The 17,162-nt window shown below is 67.8% G+C and carries 17 protein-coding genes; 7 read left to right on the forward strand and 10 right to left on the reverse strand.

Annotation, left to right across the window (positions count from 1 at the left end; translation table 11 throughout):
• Positions 1-32: 32 nt before the first annotated feature.
• The 8 genes from TFU_RS13580 to TFU_RS13615 all read right to left on the reverse strand — a co-directional run bounded on the left by TFU_RS13580 (position 33) and on the right by TFU_RS13615 (position 7,518).
• Positions 33-641, reverse strand: coding sequence for a bifunctional DNA primase/polymerase (locus tag TFU_RS13580; protein WP_016189275.1), 609 nt, complete (start codon positions 639-641; stop codon positions 33-35).
• Positions 642-830: 189 nt separating this feature from the next.
• Positions 831-1,814, reverse strand: coding sequence for a porphobilinogen synthase (hemB, locus tag TFU_RS13585; RefSeq protein ID WP_011293153.1), 984 nt, complete (start codon positions 1,812-1,814; stop codon positions 831-833).
• A 22-nt stretch (positions 1,815-1,836) separates the two neighbouring features.
• Positions 1,837-3,528, reverse strand: coding sequence for a uroporphyrinogen-III synthase (locus TFU_RS13590; protein WP_011293154.1), 1,692 nt, complete (start codon positions 3,526-3,528; stop codon positions 1,837-1,839).
• Between the two features lie 50 nt (positions 3,529-3,578).
• Positions 3,579-4,541, reverse strand: coding sequence for a hydroxymethylbilane synthase (gene hemC, locus TFU_RS13595; RefSeq protein ID WP_011293155.1), 963 nt, complete (start codon positions 4,539-4,541; stop codon positions 3,579-3,581).
• 1 nt (position 4,542) lies between these two features.
• Positions 4,543-5,976, reverse strand: a complete 1,434-nt coding sequence (locus TFU_RS13600) for a glutamyl-tRNA reductase (protein WP_011293156.1) — start codon at positions 5,974-5,976, stop codon at positions 4,543-4,545.
• A gap of 85 nt (positions 5,977-6,061) precedes the next feature.
• Positions 6,062-6,754, reverse strand: coding sequence for a redox-sensing transcriptional repressor Rex (locus TFU_RS13605; RefSeq protein ID WP_011293157.1), 693 nt, complete (start codon positions 6,752-6,754; stop codon positions 6,062-6,064).
• Positions 6,755-6,919: 165 nt separating this feature from the next.
• Positions 6,920-7,153: a glutaredoxin family protein gene (locus TFU_RS13610; RefSeq protein WP_049755081.1), complete on the reverse strand. Its 234-nt coding sequence runs from the start codon at positions 7,151-7,153 to the stop codon at positions 6,920-6,922.
• Positions 7,154-7,254: 101 nt separating this feature from the next.
• Positions 7,255-7,518, reverse strand: a complete 264-nt coding sequence (locus tag TFU_RS13615; RefSeq protein ID WP_038044160.1) for a MoaD/ThiS family protein — start codon at positions 7,516-7,518, stop codon at positions 7,255-7,257.
• Positions 7,519-7,621: 103 nt separating this feature from the next.
• On the opposite strand from TFU_RS13615, the gene TFU_RS13620 reads away from it, so the two are divergent.
• The 7 genes from TFU_RS13620 to pstB all read left to right on the forward strand — a co-directional run bounded on the left by TFU_RS13620 (position 7,622) and on the right by pstB (position 15,301).
• The gene (locus TFU_RS13620) at positions 7,622-8,383 is read left to right on the forward strand and encodes a winged helix-turn-helix transcriptional regulator (protein ID WP_011293160.1); all 762 of its coding nucleotides are present in this window, start codon (positions 7,622-7,624) and stop codon (positions 8,381-8,383) included.
• Positions 8,384-8,645: 262 nt separating this feature from the next.
• Positions 8,646-9,662, forward strand: coding sequence for a hypothetical protein (locus TFU_RS13625; protein WP_146088096.1), 1,017 nt, complete (start codon positions 8,646-8,648; stop codon positions 9,660-9,662).
• A 54-nt stretch (positions 9,663-9,716) separates the two neighbouring features.
• On the forward strand, positions 9,717-10,688 hold the full coding sequence (mshD, locus tag TFU_RS13630; protein ID WP_011293162.1) for a mycothiol synthase: 972 nt from the start codon (positions 9,717-9,719) through the stop codon (positions 10,686-10,688).
• Positions 10,689-10,963: 275 nt separating this feature from the next.
• On the forward strand, positions 10,964-12,082 hold the full coding sequence (gene pstS, locus TFU_RS13635) for a phosphate ABC transporter substrate-binding protein PstS (RefSeq protein ID WP_011293163.1): 1,119 nt from the start codon (positions 10,964-10,966) through the stop codon (positions 12,080-12,082).
• Positions 12,083-12,416: 334 nt separating this feature from the next.
• Complete coding sequence (gene pstC, locus TFU_RS13640) at positions 12,417-13,379, forward strand: phosphate ABC transporter permease subunit PstC (RefSeq protein WP_011293164.1); 963 nt, start codon at positions 12,417-12,419, stop codon at positions 13,377-13,379.
• A complete protein-coding gene (gene pstA / locus TFU_RS13645; RefSeq protein ID WP_011293165.1) occupies positions 13,380-14,465 on the forward strand; it encodes a phosphate ABC transporter permease PstA in 1,086 nt (361 codons plus the stop codon).
• A 56-nt stretch (positions 14,466-14,521) separates the two neighbouring features.
• The gene (gene pstB, locus TFU_RS13650) at positions 14,522-15,301 is read left to right on the forward strand and encodes a phosphate ABC transporter ATP-binding protein PstB (protein ID WP_011293166.1); all 780 of its coding nucleotides are present in this window, start codon (positions 14,522-14,524) and stop codon (positions 15,299-15,301) included.
• Positions 15,302-15,377: 76 nt separating this feature from the next.
• Here pstB and TFU_RS13655 read toward each other — a convergent pair whose 3' ends face one another.
• Positions 15,378-16,373, reverse strand: a complete 996-nt coding sequence (locus TFU_RS13655) for an inorganic phosphate transporter (RefSeq protein WP_011293167.1) — start codon at positions 16,371-16,373, stop codon at positions 15,378-15,380.
• A 44-nt stretch (positions 16,374-16,417) separates the two neighbouring features.
• The gene (locus TFU_RS13660) at positions 16,418-17,035 is read right to left on the reverse strand and encodes a DUF47 domain-containing protein (protein ID WP_011293168.1); all 618 of its coding nucleotides are present in this window, start codon (positions 17,033-17,035) and stop codon (positions 16,418-16,420) included.
• Between the last annotated feature and the right edge of the window lie 127 nt (positions 17,036-17,162).

A 17,162-nucleotide genomic window follows, 5' to 3' on the forward strand; every position in this document is an offset into this window, starting at 1 on the left:
GTCTCGGCGCGGTGGGACGCGGGGAGGGACGGCTACGACGTGGGGCCGCACACGTCGGCGAGGATGTCCAGCATCGCGATCGGGTCGGGCAGGTGCACGGGGGTGGACCGTCCGTAGGGGGAGCGGATCCATTCGACGGTCCGTCCGGAAGGCAGCAGCGACGGGGGCGCGGGAATGTAGCTGTCGCGGCAGTGCCAGCGCAGCCCCGGCATGTCCTCGACTGTCTCGGGGAAGCAGTCCAGGCGGCACGACCACCATTCGTCTTCGTCGATCGGCGACCGGGTGGCGACGAAGAACAGATACCGTTCGGAGTCCAGGACCGCGACCGGGCCGAGGGTGAGCCCTGCACGGTCCATCTGGGCCATGGCCATCACCCCGGCACTGGTGGGCACGTCGAGGACGTCGAAGACCCGTCCGGTGGGCAGGATGATGTTCGCCTCAGGGGTGGCGGACCACCAGCGCCGGATCGTGTCGGGGTCGGTACTGGCCTCCATCGCCCACGCGGCACTGATCGGGTGGACTCCCGGAGCCGGACAGCCCAGCCGGTCGCAGGTACAGGACCGCGGCCCCTCCCGGTTGGGTTGGGCACCCCGGCATACCGGCCATCCCAGGGCCGCGTACTCCAACGCGGCATCGACCATGGCAGCCCGTTTCTGGCGACGGCGCCTGAGTCTGCCGCCCAATACACCGACCATGAATCCCCCATCACCTCTCGTGCCGGCCACCGACATCCGGCGCGGGAATCCGTACGGTCGGGCCCGCGGGTGTCGGGGCTGATTCCGGCTTCCTCAGCACCCGTGTGAGCCGCCGGGGAGTGGTCCGTGGTCCGGTCACCGCAAGAGCCGCGCTGCTTCGGTAGCCCAGTAGGTGAGGATCTGTCCGGCTCCCGCCCTCCGGTAGGAGGTGAGGATTTCCACGATCACTCGCTCCCGGTCCAGCCAGCCGTTGCGGGCTGCTGCCTCGACCATCGCGTACTCGCCGCTGACCTGGTAGGCGGAGACCGGCACGGTGACGGCTTCGGCGACCTTGGCCACGATGTCCAGGTAGGCCAGCCCCGGTTTGACCATCACCATGTCCGCTCCTTCGGCCAGGTCCAGCTCGACCTCGCGCAGCGCCTCCTTAGCGTTGGCCGGGTCCTGCTGGTAGCTGGAACGGTCACCGAACTGCGGTGCACACTCGGCGGCGTCTCGGAACGGTCCGTAGAACGCCGAAGCGTACTTGGCAGCGTAGGAGAGGATCGCGACGCCGGTGTACCCGGCCCCGTCCAATGCGGCGCGGATCGCCCCGACCTGGCCGTCCATCATGCCGCTGGGGGCGACCACATCCGTGCCGGCCTCGGCCTGGGCCACCGCGATGGAGGCGTACCGCTCCAGGGTGGCGTCGTTGTCGACCTCGTTCCCTTCGGTGAGCACTCCGCAATGTCCGTGCGAAGTGTACTCGTCCAAACACAGATCGGTCATCACGACGACCGCATTGCCCAGGTCTGCGGTGAGTTTCCGCAACGCCACCTGGACGATCCCGTCGGGGTCGTCGGCTGCTGACCCGCGTTCGTCCTTGACGGCGGGAACCCCGAACAGCATGATCCCGCCGACCCCGGCCTCGACCGCTTCTTCCGCGCTCTTCCGCAGGCTGTCCAGGGTGTGCTGGTAGACGCCCGGCATGGAGCTGATCTCCTGCGGCGCGTCGATGCCCTCCTTGACGAACATCGGCAGGATGAGCTCTTCGGGCCGGACGCGGGTCTCCGCGACCAGCCGCCGCATCGCGGCTGTGGTGCGCAACCGCCGCGGTCGCGCCAGCGGGAAACGGGCCGTCATACGGGTTCTCTCCTGTCCTGAATCAGATCATGAGGTTCTTACGGCGACGCCCCCGGCGCTTCTGGCTGGGCCGCAGCACGGGCTTGCCCGCTTCGATCGCCGCCTGCCGCTGGGCGGCACCGAACTCTGCGAGCGCTTCGGCCAGCGCTGCCACCGACGCCTTCGGCGCGCGGACGTCGACACGCAGGCCGAACTCTTCCGCGGTTTTCGCGGTCTCCGGCCCGATCACGGCGATCACGGTGGTGGCGTGCGGCTTGCCCGCGATCCCGACGAGGTTGCGGACCGTGGAGGACGAGGTGAACATCACCGCGTCGAACCCGCCGCCCTTGATGGCTTCGCGGATAGGTGCGGGCGGGGGTGCGGCCCGCACCGTCCGGTAGGCGGTGACGTCGTCGACCTCCCAGCCGAGGTTCACCAAGCCTTCGGAGAGGACCTCGGTGGCGATGTCGGCGCGGGGCAGCAGGACCCGCTCGATCGGGTCGATATCCGGGTCGTAGGGCGGCCACACTTCAACGAGCCCGGCCGCGGACTGCTTGTCCTCCGGCGGCTGCAGGTCCGGGTGGATGCCGAAGGCGCGGAGCGCGGCCGCGGTCTGCTCCCCGACCGCGGCGACTTTCACCCCGGCGAAAGCCCGCGCATCCAAACCGTAGTCTTCGATACGCTCCCGGATGGCTTTGACCGCGTTCACCGAGGTGAACGCCACCCACTGGTAGCGTCCGGTGACCAGGCCGCGGACCGCCCGCTCCATCTGCTGCGGTGTGCGCGGCGGCTCCACCGAGATCGTCGGCACCTCCTCGGGTACCGCGCCGTAGCTGCGCAACTGCTCGGAGAGGGCCGGGGCCTGCTGGCGGGTGCGCGGCACCAGGACCCGCCAGCCGAACAAGGGCTTGGTTTCGAACCAGGACAGCTTCTTCTGGCGCTGCGCCACCCCTTCCCCGACGATGAGCAGCGACGGACGGGGGATGGTGTGCCCCTTGGCGTCGGCGGCTTTCAGATCGGCCGCCAGCCGGGCCAGGGTTGAGGTGATAGTGGTCTGGTAGGTGGTCGTCCCCATCCGGGTCACCGTGACCGGTGTGGTGTCGGGCCGACCGCCGGCGATCAAGGTCTTGCAGATCCGGTCGAGGCCGGGGCCTTTCGCGTCCGGATCGTCCTCGGTGGGCGCATCCGGGTGGAGCACGACCAGGGTCGCCTTGCTCTGCGCAGCGTTGACCCAGTCCACGTCAGTGTCGGCAGCGTCGAGGATCCGCACCTCGTTGGTGCCGTGCGGCAGCAGCTCGGTTCCCGCGTAGGCAGGGACGGCGGTAATCGAGGAGAGCCCCGGCACGATCTCGAACTCGATCCCCGCGTCGCTGGCAGCCTCGGCAAGAGCCGCGCCCTGGCCGCTCAGCAGCGGGTCGCCCGGGTAGAGGCGGACGACACGCAGTCCTTGCGCAGCCTTGGAGAGCGCGAACGCGTCACCGCTGTCCCCGTACTCGTCCGGGTCGACGATGACCGTGTCAGGGCGGCAGTGGCTCAGCAGCCCTTTCCGGTGCCGGGCAAGATGCGGCGGTTCACGGAACGTGAGGACGACGTCGGCCTGACCCAGCAGCGCGGCGCCCCGCAGTGTCAGCAGCTCGGCGTCGCCCGGTCCAGCACCCACCAGCGCGATGTGACCGGCGGCGGGCTTGGCGGCGTGCTCGGCCCCGGTAGCCGGGGTCTCAGTCTGCGGGTTCACTTCGCTCCTCTTCTCACCTGTCCGCGTCCCTGGCTTCGGCGGGACTCGTGTCAGCTCTCTCCTCTTCCCGCCGCGGCGTCGGCCACGATCTGATCGGCCCCCTGCTCGATCATGTCGTGGGCGAGCTGGCGGCCGAGTGCGGTGGCCGCCTGGACCGCGTCGGGGAATTCGGTGACGGTGACGGTCTGCTCGGCGCGCACAGCCTGACTGCCGTCCGTGGCGACGACCGCGGCGCGCAGGCGGAGGCGATCCTCAGCCACGAACTCGGCGTAGGCGCCCACCGGGGCGGCGCATCCGGCTTCTAGTTCCGCCAGGATGACACGTTCCGCGGTGACCGCGGCCCGGGTGGGGAGATGGTCGACCGCGGTGAGATAGCGCAACGGTCCGGTGAAGTCGGCGGTGCGGCATTCGACGGCGAGCGCGCCCTGGCCGGGGGCAGGCAGGACCTGGTCCACGTCGAAGACGTCGGTAACGTCGTCGAGGCGGCCCACCCGGTGCAGTCCGGCGTAGGCGAGTACGACCGCGTCGAGTTCTCCAGAAGCGACTTTGCCCAGCCGGGTCTCTGCGTTGCCGCGGATCGGCACGTAGCGCAGGTCGGGGCGGAGCGCGGCGAGCTGCGCGACCCGGCGTGGCGACCCGGTGCCCACCGTGGCGCCGGGGGGCAGGTCGGCGAACTTGAGGCCGTCGCGGGCGCACAGGGCGTCCCGCGGGTCGTCCCGTTCTGTGACGGCGGCGAGCACGATCCCCTCAGTGGGGGCGGTCGGCAGGTCTTTGAGGGAGTGGACGGCGAACTCCACCTCGCCGGCGAGCAGGGCGTCGCGGAGCGCGCTCACAAAAACCCCGGTGCCGCCCAGTTGGGTCAGGTGCGCGCGGGTGATGTCGCCGAAGCTGGTGATCAGGACCAGTTCGACCGGTACTCCGGTGCGTGCGGTGAGGATCTCGGCGACCCTGCGGGACTGGTTGGTGGCCATAGTGCTGCGGCGGGTGCCGAGCCTGGCCGGTGTGGTGGACATATCATCTCTCCTCGCCGAGAGCGGTCCCGGGTTTCACTACCGCGCTCGGGATTGCCGGGTCGAGGTCGAACAATTCGCGCAATGCCTCGGCGTAGACGGCCCCTTCAGGGCCGGTCGCCAATTGTTTCACTCGCACCGTGGGCTGGTGCAGCAGTTTGTCGACGACGCGCCGCACAGTGCGGGTGATTTCCGCCCGGGTGCGGTCATCGATACCGGGTAGCCGCCCGTTCAAACGTTCCAGTTCGCTTTCCACCACCTTCTGGGCTTTGCTGCGGAGCGCGACCACGGTGGGGGCAACCCGTTCTGCGCTGCGCACCGCCTGGTATTCGGCGACCTCCTCGGCCACGATGTCGCGCACCGCGGTGAGGTCGGCCACCTGTCCGGTCGCGGTGCCGTCTTCAGCGGCGTCGCGGAGCTCTTCAATATCGACGAGGTGGACGCCGGGCAGTTTGCGCACGGCCTTGTCGATGTCGTGGGGGAGTGCGAGGTCCAGGAAGACCAGGGGGCGGGTGGCGCGGTCGCCGCCCGCAGCCACCTGCTCGGCGGTGAGGACGATCCCTTGCGCTCCCGTGCAGGAGATCACCAGGTCGATGTCGGCGAGGTGGCGGGCGGCGTCCTCGAAGGGCACCGCGCTGCTGCGGACCGACTCGTAGCCTTCAGTGAGGCATTCTGCCAACCGCTGCGCCCGGTCGAAGGTGCGGTTGGCGATGAGTATCGTGCTGGCGCCGTGGCGGGCCACCGTGTTGGCGGCCAGGGCGCTCATCGACCCGGCGCCCAGCACCATGATGCGGCGCCCGGTGAGGAGCTGGGGGTCAGGCAGCGCGGCGCTGACCTCGACGCCGGTGTCGCCGTCGACCGGACAGACCGCTGCAGCGGCAGACGGCTGCGGTTCGCGATCGGGGGTGAGGAAGCGTCCGGCGACGGTCAACCCGAAGCTGACCATGCTGGCTCCGGCCTTGTCCAGGTGGGTCTCGGTGTGGGCGCGTTTGCCGACGCGCAGGGCGCGCTGGCCGAGGTCGTTGAGGACCCTTCCGAGCGTGCCGACGTGCTGGGCGTCTTTGAGCGCGTTGCGGACCTGGCCGAGGATCTGGCCCTCGCCGACGACCATGGAGTCCAGGCCGCAGGCCACGGAGAACAGGTGCTGGACGGCGCGCTCCTCGTAGTGCACGTAGCAGTGCTGGGTGAGTTCTTCCTGGGAGACACCGGTGTACTGGGAGAGGAGTTCGCAGATGGCGGCGACCCCAGGGTGGAACTGGTCGACGTCGGCGTAGACCTCGGTGCGGTTGCAGGTGGAGACCACCATCGCCTCGTTCACGGCAGAGGTGTTGACCATCTCCGTCATGAGTTTGAGGCGTACTTCACCGCTGAGCGCTACCCGTTCGAGCAGCGTCACGGGCGCACTCCGGTGGCTCAACCCTAGGGCGAGGACACTCATCCGCACTCCAATGCAGCCATCGTTTTCGCAACGCTCCCTTCTTTATGCGCGTCCGTTCGAACGCCCGCCTGGCGGCCACCTGCTCTCAGGCTTCCAGCACGTCCACCCAGTCCTTTCCTTGGTCTCGTGCGGACTTGCGCTGCTCGTGGAAGGCCAGGATCTGGAGCTCAATGGACAGATCGACCTTACGCACATCCACATGCTCGGGCACATTGAGGACCACTGGAGCAAAGTTGAGGATGCTGGTGACGCCGGCCGCGACGAACCGGTCGCACACCCGCTGCGCGGCTGACGCGGGAGTGGCGATCACCCCGATTGCGATCTTCTCACTGCGGACAACGCTCTCTAGATGGTCAATATGCCGTACGGTCAGTCCGGCGACCTCGGAGCCCACCACGTCAGGGGCCTCGTCGAGAAGCGCTGCGATACGGAATCCGCGGTTTCCGAACCCTCCGTAGTTGGCCAGGGCGCGCCCCAGGTTGCCGACGCCGATGATGGCCACGGCCCAGTCCTGGGTGAGACCGAGCTCGCGGGAGATCTGGTAGATGAGGTATTCGACGTCATAGCCGACTCCGCGGGTGCCGTAGGACCCGAGGTGGGAGAGGTCTTTGCGGAGCTTGGCCGAGTTCACCCCCGCCGCCGCGGCGAGTTCCCCGGACGACACCGTGGGGATTCCCCGCTCGCTCAGCGCCTGGAGGGCACGGAGGTAGAGCGGGAGTCTGGCGACTGTCGCCTCTGGGATACCCCTATCCCGAGGCCGTGACGGACGGCTGGTCACAGGTGCGCGCTCCTGGGCGACATCGGCATTGCGGGACTTTCCTTGACCGAGTGCGGGTGCCGAGGAGAGGTTCCTGTGGCACCCGTCACATGATCGGTTCGAAAGAATTTGCCCTCAGGTTACGCCCTTGTGAAAGGGTGAACAAAGTGGGGTCGGGTATCACACTCAGGCACGTTCTTCAAGGAGTGCGGCGCGCAGCCGCTGCTCGTTCACCCGCCAGAAGTCGTGCTGCTTGCCGTCGACGAAGATGACCGGGATCTTGTCCCAGTACTCTTCCTTCTCCTTGTCGTCGGCTGTGGTGAGGTCGCGGACCTCGTACCGGGCCCCCGTTTCGGCGCAGACTCGCGCGATCACGGCGAGCGCTTCCTCACACAGGTGGCACCCTGCTTTCCCCAGCATGGTGACCACGTGAGGATTGTCACTTTTCTTGGCATGGTTCGACGCCGACGCCAATCCCCTCGTCCTCCCTACTCCCTGCTGTTTCCGGCTGCCGCGCGGAATCATCCGCCCGCGAACGGCGGAAGCACTTCCACAATCCACCCGGGTTCGAGAACCACCTCGTGATGGGGCCGGACGCCCACCGGAGTGGCGTTCACCAAAAACGAGGAACGCGCTAAAACAGCGAGCATTGCCGCGTTTCCCTCGTATTTCTGGCGCACCTGTTCGAGCAGGTCGCTCAGGGTGCTTGCGGTGAAGGTCTCCTCGTGCCGACCTGCGGCCGCCTTCGCCGCGGCCCAGTACCGCACCGTCCCGCAAGAGGTCAACGGATTATCCTTGTATTCCTCGGAGGCAATTTTTCCACTACGCATTCTTGTCGGGGGCAATGGGGCCTTCGTACGCACCGTTCATGGGCGACGGGAAGGGCACATGAGCCACCTTCTACTACTCACCAACTCCAACGACCCATCCGATCAGATCCTGCCTGCACTGGGCCTGCTCCTGCACTCGGTGCGTGTGGCACCCGCCGAGGCGAGCGCCCTCCTGACCCCCGGTCCCGACAACGCAGCCGGGTCCCCGGTGGACGCAATCCTGGTCGACGCCCGCACCAACCTTGTCGCGGCCCGCAACCTGTGCCGCCTCCTCAACACCACCGGCCTGGACTGCCCGCTCATCGCTGTCCTCACGGAAGGCGGTGCCGCCGCGCTGACCCCTGAATGGCAGGTCACCGACTTCCTGCTCACCACCGCGGGCCCAGCTGAGGTAGAGGCGCGGCTGCGGCTCGCGATCGGCCGGGCCGACAGCGCCGACGACCCTGACGAGATCCGCCGCGGCGACCTGGTCATCGACGAAGCCACGTACAGCGCCCGGTTGCGCGGCCGCATCCTCGACCTCACCTTCAAAGAGTTTGAGCTGTTGAAGTTCTTGGCCCAGCACCCGGGTCGGGTCTTCACTCGCGCGCAGCTTCTCCAAGAGGTGTGGGGATACGACTATTTCGGCGGGACCCGGACGATCGACGTCCACGTACGGCGGCTGCGCGCCAAGCTCGGCCCCGAGTACGAATCCTTGATCGGGACGGTACGCAACGTCGGCTACCGCTTCGTCATGGACCCCGCGGCCAAGTCCAACAGCGACGCGGCGATGCCTCGCATGGCGGAACCGGAGCGTTCGCTCGCCCCGCACCAGCTCTAACCGCACGTGGCGGGTCAGGGCCGGACAGTACGGCCCTCCCCGCCTACGACACGCGATCAACCGGTCACCCCAAGGGGTCGTTTTCGACGCCTAAAAGACTTAGGATGGTACGCGCCAGTTTTCACGCTACTGACCGTTTCACGGTGAGGTAGCGTTCCTTTTCCCTTGCTGTCGGGAACGTGCCTGTTCACACGGTTGGCAGCACGCGGTTTGGTGATCGAGGAGGGCCGTCCCCATGCCCCCTGGGATGGACAAGGCTCGCGTGTCCCGTCCACGGCGGCGCGCCTGGCTCGGAGTCCCCGTGGGTGCGGCTTTTATCGGGTGCCTCCTGGTGCCCACCCTGCCTGCCTCCGCTGACGCCACACTCGACCTGGACTTGTCCAGCCGCTCCGCTCTCCCGGGCACCGCGTTCTCTCTCCCGCTTTCGGTCCGCAACACTCTCGAGTCCGCTGAGGTCACGATCAGCGAAGCGACCGCTACAGCGGACAGTTCTGACGTGACGGACCTCGCCGTGGTCGACCTCCCCGAGGTCCTCTCCCCGGGGGACACTGCTGAGGCCGAGGTCGTCGGAAGCGTGGTAGGCGAGCCCGAAGAGTCCCAGATCCGGATCGAAGTCGAGATCGCCTACTCCTACCCGGCCCCGTGCGAAGCCCCGGAGCCCTCAGCGTCCGCGGATGACGAGTCCTGCCTGGAGACGCCGCTCACAGGAACGGCGCGGGTCAGCGCCTGGCTGCGGGTGCCGCAGTTGACGCCGAAGCCCACCCCGACGCCCACGGTGTCGCCGTCCGTGCCCGCACCATCCCCGTCGGCGACGCCGACAGCACCTGTGCCTCCGGAGCGGCCGTCCACCCCGCCTCCTCCACCACACCCCTCCGCTACGCCGTCGAGCCCGAGCGGGCAGCCTTCAGCCACGCCGTCTCCGCGTTCCTCGTCGCCGCAGTCCCCGATCCCCCACAGCCCGGTGTCGACGCTGCCGCCGCAGAGTGCTGCGGGCGGCCCGTCCTCGCCTCCTGGGCTGCCGACCGACACCGCGCACCTGCCCGAGCTGGCTGCGCCGAGCGACGAGTACGCCGAGCTGCCGATGGTCACTCCCGGCGAGGAGAACAGCGAGCAGGACGGGGCGGCCCCGGTCTCCCAGGAGGGGCCGGTCGACCCGCTGCTCACCCCGTTCATCCTGCTGCTGGTCTTGATGCTCCTGCTGCTGTTGGCCACTCCGCTGGGCCCGGTCCGGCGGGTGCGGGTCCGGCACAGCTACGTGGGGCGGCGCCGCAAGCGCTGACCAGGCGTGACCCGGCCGCGCAGCAGGGCGGGGGACGCTCAGTAGGCTCGTGCCATGAGCCACATCCTCACCACTGACACGCTGAGCCCTGAGCAGGTCGCGGCGGTGCTCGCCCTGGCCGAGGCGGTGCGGGACGCCGACGGTGTTGCCGCGCTGTCGGAGCAGACCCTGTTGCGGGTCCGGCACGGCGCCCGCGGCCGGGGGCGCTTCCACTTGGCCTACGTCGACGCCGAGCAGGGCCGAGTCCTCGCCGGTTGTGCGTTCGCCGAGGTCTCCCCGGGGGAACCGGATTCGGCTGAGGTAGCGGTGGCACCGCAGTGGCGGCGGCACGGCCTGGGGCGGCGGCTGCTGGACGAGCTGTGGGCGCATGCGGATGCGCGCGGCCTGCGGGTGTGGGCGCACGGCGATTTGGCGCCGGCGCGGGCGCTTGCCGCTTCCGCCGGCCTGCAGCGGATGCGTGCGCTGTGGAAGATGCGGCTGCCGCTGCGAGGCACGGATTCGGCTCCTGCTGCCACGCTGCCCGAGCCTGCCTTGCGTCCCGAGGTCGCCCAGCAGGTGGAGATCCGGACGTTCCGGGTGGGGGTGGACGAGCAGGAGTGGCTGCGCACCAACGCCCGCGCTTTCGCTGACCATCCCGAACAGGGCGCTCTTACCTTGGAGGACCTGCAGCAGCGCGAACAGGAGCCGTGGTTCGACCCGGAGGGCTTCTTCGTCGCGGTGGACCGGGGCAGCGGCCGCATCGCGGGTTTTCACTGGACCAAAGTGCACGACGACGGGGCCGGGCTCACCGACGGGGAGCCGGTGGGCGAGGTGTACGTCGTGGGGGTGGACCCAGACTGGCAGGGCAGCGGGCTGGGCCGGGTGCTGACGCTGCGGGGCCTGCACCATCTGCGGGACCGCGGGCTGCCGTGGGTGCTGCTGTACGTGGATGAGGAGAACCGTCCCGCGGTGCAGTTGTACCGTTCGCTCGGTTTCGAACTGTGGGAGAGCGACGTCATGTACGGGCGGGTACCCGAGGAGCGGTGAGCGGGCGTGGCCAGGGGTGCACGCTCAGCGATGGAACAGTGCACGCTCCGCCGTCACCGCAGGCCAGAAAGGGGCAAAATTCTCAAAACGCACCTCGTTCACCCAAACTCTATGAGAGGGACGAACTACTTTTAGCGTCACTCATCCCCACGTTCACCGCCTGTTCATCTTCTTTGGTATGACTGGCCACCTCGGCTCCTTACCTTGGCTTTCGGCGGGAACGCCGACATATCCCGCCCCAATGGTGGACAAGCCAGAGGAAGGACACCCGGGCTGTGAAGCTCATTAGGTACGGCAAGATCGCGGGCGTGACCCTCGCCAGCGCCCTTGCGCTCTCCGCCTGCGGCAGTGACCAGGCAGTCGCTCCCGAGGAGACCGGCGGCACGGCCGCGGGCAGTGTCGACTGTGTCCAAGGCGGCGGGACCCTGGCCGGAGCCGGCGCCAGCTCCCAAGAAAAGGCGATGGCGGCGTGGGTCGCTGCGTACACCAGCGCCTGCGCGGACACCACCGTCAACTACGACTCGGTGGGCTCCGGTGCCGGACGCTCCCAGTTCATCGAGGGCGCCGTCTCCTTCGCCGGGTCCGACTCCCCGATGGACGAAGAGGAGACCGCGCAGGCCACCGAGCGCTGCGGCGGCTCCGAAGCCGTCCACCTGCCCGCCTACATCAGCCCGATCGCCATCATCTTCAACCTCGAGGGCGTCGACTCGCTCAACCTGCGCCCCGAGGTGATCGCTGACATCTTCAACCAGAAGATCACCAAGTGGAACGACGAGGCGATCGCCGCGGACAACCCTGATGTCGACCTCCCCGACGCCGACATCATCCCGGTCAACCGCTCCGACGAGTCCGGCACCACCGAGAACTTCGTGCAGTACCTGTCCGAGGCCGCCCCCGACCACTGGCCGCACGAAGTCAGCGGTGACTGGCCGATTCCCCCGGTCGAAGCCGCCCAGGGATCCTCTGGCGTTGTCTCCGCTGTCCAAGGCGGTACCGGGACGATCGGCTACGTCGACGCCTCGCACGCCACGGAATTCGGCACCGTGGCCGTCGGCGTGGGCGACAGCTTCGTCCCCTACAGCCCGGAGGCCGCCGCAGCGATCGTCGACTCCGCAGAACCGCGGGAAGGCAACACCGAAAACGACCTGGCAGTCAGCCTCAACTACGCCACCGACGAGGACGGCGTCTACCCGATCGTGCTCGTCAGCTACGAGATCGTGTGCCTGGAGTACGAGGACCAGACCGAAGCCGACCTGGTGAAGAGCTTCATCGGCTACGTGATCAGCGAAGAGGGCCAGCAGGCCGCCGCTAACGAAGCCGGCTCTGCGCCGCTCTCCGATGCCACCCGCGACAAGATCCAAGCCGTACTGGACAAGATCCAGGTTGCGAGCTGACCCGCACTGGTCCTGTCGCTGTCAGGGCAGGGCACCACAGACCGCTGTGGGCCCTGCCCTTGGCTGCGTTGTCCTCCCCACTCCCCCGGTGCCCCGCACACCCGCCCAGCGCACCGGCAACGCCTCACCGCGAGGACAGCCGCGCTTTGCCCGCCCTGACCAGAGATTTTTCTCGCTCTTCGGGTATTTCCGGAACGACTCCTGGGTGCCTTCCGTTCTGGTCAGGGGTGTACTCCACAATGTCACGGGCCCTGCCCTCGTCCGGCGGAGCGGTGTCGCGTGCGGGCTCCGCTGCCGCCGAGTGCATACCCGCATCAGTTGACCGGAGTCTCAAATGACCACCACGGATCTGTCCACGACGGGCCGCGCGCAGCGGCAGAGACGTCGCCTCGGTGACGTCCTCTTCGCTGCCGGAGCCCAAGGGTCAGGGATCCTTATCCTGGCGATCCTGGCCGGGGTCGCCGCGTTCTTGATCCTGCAGTCCTTCGACTCCTTGGCTGCCAACCAGGCGAACTTCCTCACCAGCAGCGAGTGGGACGCCAACACCCGGGAAGAGCCCTCCTTCGGTGTGGCGGCCCTCGCCTTCGGTACCGTGCTCGCCGCGGCAATCGCCCTCGTGCTGGCCACTCCCGTAGCGATCGGCATCGCCCTGTTCATCGTCTTCTACGCCCCCCGCCGCATCGCCGCCATCCTGGGCTACCTCGTGGACCTGCTCGCGGCAATCCCCAGCGTCGTCTACGGCCTGTGGGGCATCGGCTGGCTCGTGGTCCAGCTCGCCCCGTTCTATGCCTGGCTGGAGACGTACTTCGGCTGGATCCCGCTGTTCGCCGGACCCGTGTCCACCACTGGCCGCACCATGCTCAGCGCAGGCATCGTGCTCGCCGTGATGATCCTGCCGATCATCACCGCCATGACCCGCGACGTGTTCCTCCAGGTGCCGCAGTCGCACCGGGAGGCTGCCCTCGCACTGGGCGCCACCCGCTGGGAGATGATCCGCATGGCGGTACTGCCGTTCGGGCGCCCCGGCATCATCGGCGGCGCAATGCTGGGCCTGGGGCGGGCGCTCGGCGAGACCATGGCGGTGGCCATGATCCTCTCCCCCTCCCTCGTCATCTCCTGGTTCCTGCTGCAGAGCGGCAACCAGACGATCGCCGCGCACATCGCCCTGCAGTACCCCGAAGCCACCGGCTACGGGGTGTCCGCGCTCATCGCGGCCGGTCTCGTCCTCTTCGCCATCACCCTGGCCGTGAACATGGTGGCCCGCTTCGTCGTCTCCCGCCGCAAGGAGTTCGCGTAAATGTCCGCCACGAAACTGTCTGCTCCGGAGAAGACCGTGCCGCCTCGGCCGCTCGCGCCCTCACTCGGCGCCAAGCCGCTGCCTGCCCTGTTCCCGCCGACCCTGCTCGCCGGGGTCGCCCTGGTCGCGGCCGGGCTGCTGTACGCGCTCGGGTGGTGGAACCCCGCGGTGTGGGCCATCGTCACCGCGGTGGGCTACATGGTGCTCATCACCGCGGCCTCGGCCCTCGTCGAGAACCGCCGCAAAGCCAAAGACCGCCTGGTCACCGCCATCGTCTACACCTGTTTCGGCATCGCCATGGTGCCGCTGGTCTCCCTGCTGTGGACGGTGCTCTCCAAAGGCCTGGTCCGGTTGGACGGCTACTTCCTGACCGTCTCCATGAACGGGGTCACGCCGAGCATGGACGCCGGCGGCGCCTACCACGCCATCCTCGGCACCCTGCTCATGACGCTCATGGCCGCGCTGATCTCGGTGCCCATCGGTCTGATGACCGCGATCTACCTGGTGGAGTACGGCCAGGGGCGGCTCAAGCGGGCGATCACCTTCTTCGTGGACGTGATGACCGGTATCCCCTCCATCGTGGCCGGTCTGTTCGTGGTGGCGCTGTGGATCCTGCTGTTCGGTCCGGGCAAGACCAACGGCGCGGCCGGTGCGATCTCACTCTCGGTCCTGATGATTCCGGTGGTCGTGCGCTCCTGCGAGGAGATGCTGCGCCTCGTGCCCAACGAGCTGCGGGAAGCCTCCTACGCGCTGGGGGTGCCCAAGTGGCTTACCGTGGTCAAGGTGGTCCTGCCCACCGCTATCGCGGGGCTCACCACCGGTGTGATGCTGGCCTTGGCGCGGGTCATCGGCGAGACCGCCCCGCTCATCCTCACTGCGGGCTCCTCAGCGGTCGCCATCAACGCCAACCTGTTCGAGGGACAAATGATGAGCCTTCCGGTGTTCATCTACTCACAGGTGCGCATGGGCGGCGTCATCAACTACGAGCGTGCTTGGGCCGGGGCGCTGACGCTGATCATCATCGTGATGCTGTTGTTCCTCGCCGCCCGCCTGGTCTCGCACTTCTTCGCCCCGAAGACGCGGTAACCCCCTCATCCCCTTTGCCGTCTCATCCGAACCAACCACGGTCTTGAGGAAACACAGTGGCCAAGCGAATTGACGTCTCCGGACTGCACGTCTACTACGGTGACTTCCTCGCCGTCGAAGACGTCTCCATGACTATCGAACCCCGCTCGGTAACCGCCTTTATCGGCTCCTCCGGCTGCGGCAAGTCCACCTTCCTGCGCACCCTGAACCGCATGCACGAGGTCACCCCGGGGGCACGCGTCGAAGGCAAAGTCCTCCTGGACGACCAGGACATCTACGCGCCCGACGTGGACCCGGTGGAGGTCCGCCGCGAAGTCGGCATGGTCTTCCAGCGCCCCAACCCGTTCCCCACCATGTCGATCTACGACAACGTCATCGCCGGGTACAAGCTCAACAACCGGCGGCTCCGCAAGTCCGAAGCCGACGAGATCGTGGAGCGGTCCCTGCGCGGGGCGAACCTGTGGGAGGAGGTCAAGGACCGCCTTGACCGGCCAGGGGCGAGCCTGTCCGGTGGGCAGCAGCAGCGCCTGTGCATCGCCCGGGCCATCGCCGTGGAGCCCAGCGTGCTGCTCATGGACGAGCCGTGTTCGGCGCTGGACCCGATCTCCACGCTGGCGATCGAGGACCTGATCTCCCAGTTGAAGGAGAACTACACGATTGTCATCGTCACGCACAACATGCAGCAGGCCGCCCGGGTCAGCGACGTGACAGCGTTCTTCAACCTGGCGGGTACCGGTAAACCCGGCAAGCTCATCGAGATCGGCGAAACCAACAAGATCTTCACCAAGCCCGAAAAGAAAGAGACGGAGAACTACATCACCGGACGCTTCGGCTAGTCCACTCCACGGCTGTGGCCCGCCCAAGCGCTTGGGCGGGCCACAGCCGTATGCGTACCTGTGTCTCCGCCGCGGGTCAGACGACGGTGTGCAGCAGCCCGTAGACCCCGGCGGCGATCACCGCGGTGACGGGGACTGTGACCAGCCAGAACAGCACGATGGTGGCGAAGATGCCCCAACGCACCCCCGTGACCCTGCGTGCGGTTCCCGCACCGGCAATGGCCGAAGTGGTGGTGTGGGTGCTGGAGATCGGCGCGTGCCACACCAGCGACGTGAAGCCCATGATGGCGGAGACCGCTGCCTCCACCGCGAACCCTTGCGGCGGGTCGATGCGGCTCATCCGCCAGCCCAGGGTGCGCATGATCCGCCACCCGCCGGTGGCGGTGCCCAGCGAGATCGCGACGGCCGAGCAGAGGGTCACCCAGGTAGGAACCTCGTAGGTGTTCTGGCTGCCGACGGTGATGAGCGCCAGGACCACGATCCCCATGGTTTTCTGGGCGTCCTGCAGGCCGTTGCCGAGGGACAGCATCGCCGCGGAAACGCTCTGCGCGAGCCTGAACCCCCGGTTCACTACGCCGGGGCTGGTGTCGCGGAACAGCCACAGGATCCCCAGCATGATGAGGTAGCCCAGCAGCCAGCCCAGAAGCGGGGCCACCAGCATGGGGACGAGGAAGCTGATGAGGACGCCGTCCCAGCGCACTTCTCCTTGGGAGGCCAGTGCCGCCCCGACCATTCCGCCGATCAGCGCGTGGGAGGCGGAGGAAGGCATCCCCCGGTACCAGGAGAAGAGGTTCCAGGCGGCCGCGCTGGACAGTGCCGCGAACAGCACAGCCAGGCCGTCTGCACCGTGGATGGGGCTGATGAAGTCCTGTCCGATCGTGCGGGCCACGCCCTCGCCGAGGAAGGCGCCGAGCAGGGTCATCAGCGTGGCCAGGGCGATCGCAACCCCAGGGGTGAGGGCCCTGGACACGATGGCGGTGACAATGGTGTGCGCGGAGTCGTGGAGGCCGTTGGTGAAAGCGAAGAGCAGAGCAGCCAGGACCACCGCGAGCAGGGCGGATTCGAGGAGCACGGGAAAGTGTTCCTGAGTCGGGGTAAGGGGGTGGTGGGGGTGGGTCAGGCTTCCTTGACCGCGATGCTTTCAATGGTGTTGGCCACGTGCTCGAAGGCGTCGGCTGCGGCTTCCAACTGGTCGACGACGTCTTTGAGTTTGAGCACGGTCAGCGCGTCGTATTCTCCGCCGAACAGGTGGGCGAGCAGACGCCGGTAGACCTGGTCGGCCTGGTTCTCCAACTGGTTGATGGCCACCCAGTAGCCGGAGAGGTTGCGTAATGACCGTAGTTTCGGCATGGCTTCCGCGGTGAGTTCGGCGGAGCGTTCCAGGATCCCGACCTGGTCGATGATGCCTTTGGGGAGGCGGTCGAGCTGGTAGAGCCCGATGAAGTCCACGGCCGCTTCCATGGCGTCCATCACGTCGTCCAAGCTGGACGCCAGGCGGTAGATGTCCTCGCGGTCGAACGGTGTGACGAAGCTCGTGTTGAGCCGGCGCATGATCGCGTGGGTGCGTTCGTCCCCCGCCTGCTCGCACTGCCGCATCTTCTCGGTGATGGCTTCTCGGTCGGCGTCTTCGCTGATGAGTTCCACCAGCAGCCGCGAGGCTGTGACTAGGTTGTTCGCGAAATCGGCGAACATCTCGTAGTAGCTGTCATCGCGCGGTGTCAGGCGAAGACGCACATCTTTCTCCCATGAGTGCGGTAAGGCTCATGTCCTTGAAGTGTCGGACCCTGTCCCGCGGAAGTCCCTTCGGGCACGACCGCGCCGCACCCCGGCGCCTGCGACGCGGGGTGCGTCACTCGATGTT

The organism is Thermobifida fusca YX (assembly GCF_000012405.1).
GTDB classification, from domain to species: domain Bacteria; phylum Actinomycetota; class Actinomycetes; order Streptosporangiales; family Streptosporangiaceae; genus Thermobifida; species Thermobifida fusca.

Coding starts and splice junctions, on each gene's coding strand:
- TFU_RS13580 (WP_016189275.1), bottom strand. CDS start 641: ATGGTCGATGCCGCGTTGGAGTACGCGGCCCTGGGATGGCCGGTATGC.
- hemC (WP_011293155.1), bottom strand. CDS start 4,541: ATGTCCACCACACCGGCCAGGCTCGGCACCCGCCGCAGCACTATGGCC.
- hemB (WP_011293153.1), bottom strand. CDS start 1,814: ATGACGGCCCGTTTCCCGCTGGCGCGACCGCGGCGGTTGCGCACCACA.
- pstA (WP_011293165.1), top strand. CDS start 13,380: ATGTCCGCCACGAAACTGTCTGCTCCGGAGAAGACCGTGCCGCCTCGG.
- TFU_RS13620 (WP_011293160.1), top strand. CDS start 7,622: ATGAGCCACCTTCTACTACTCACCAACTCCAACGACCCATCCGATCAG.
- TFU_RS13610 (WP_049755081.1), bottom strand. CDS start 7,153: ATGCTGGGGAAAGCAGGGTGCCACCTGTGTGAGGAAGCGCTCGCCGTG.
- TFU_RS13600 (WP_011293156.1), bottom strand. CDS start 5,976: ATGAGTGTCCTCGCCCTAGGGTTGAGCCACCGGAGTGCGCCCGTGACG.
- pstC (WP_011293164.1), top strand. CDS start 12,417: ATGACCACCACGGATCTGTCCACGACGGGCCGCGCGCAGCGGCAGAGA.
- mshD (WP_011293162.1), top strand. CDS start 9,717: ATGAGCCACATCCTCACCACTGACACGCTGAGCCCTGAGCAGGTCGCG.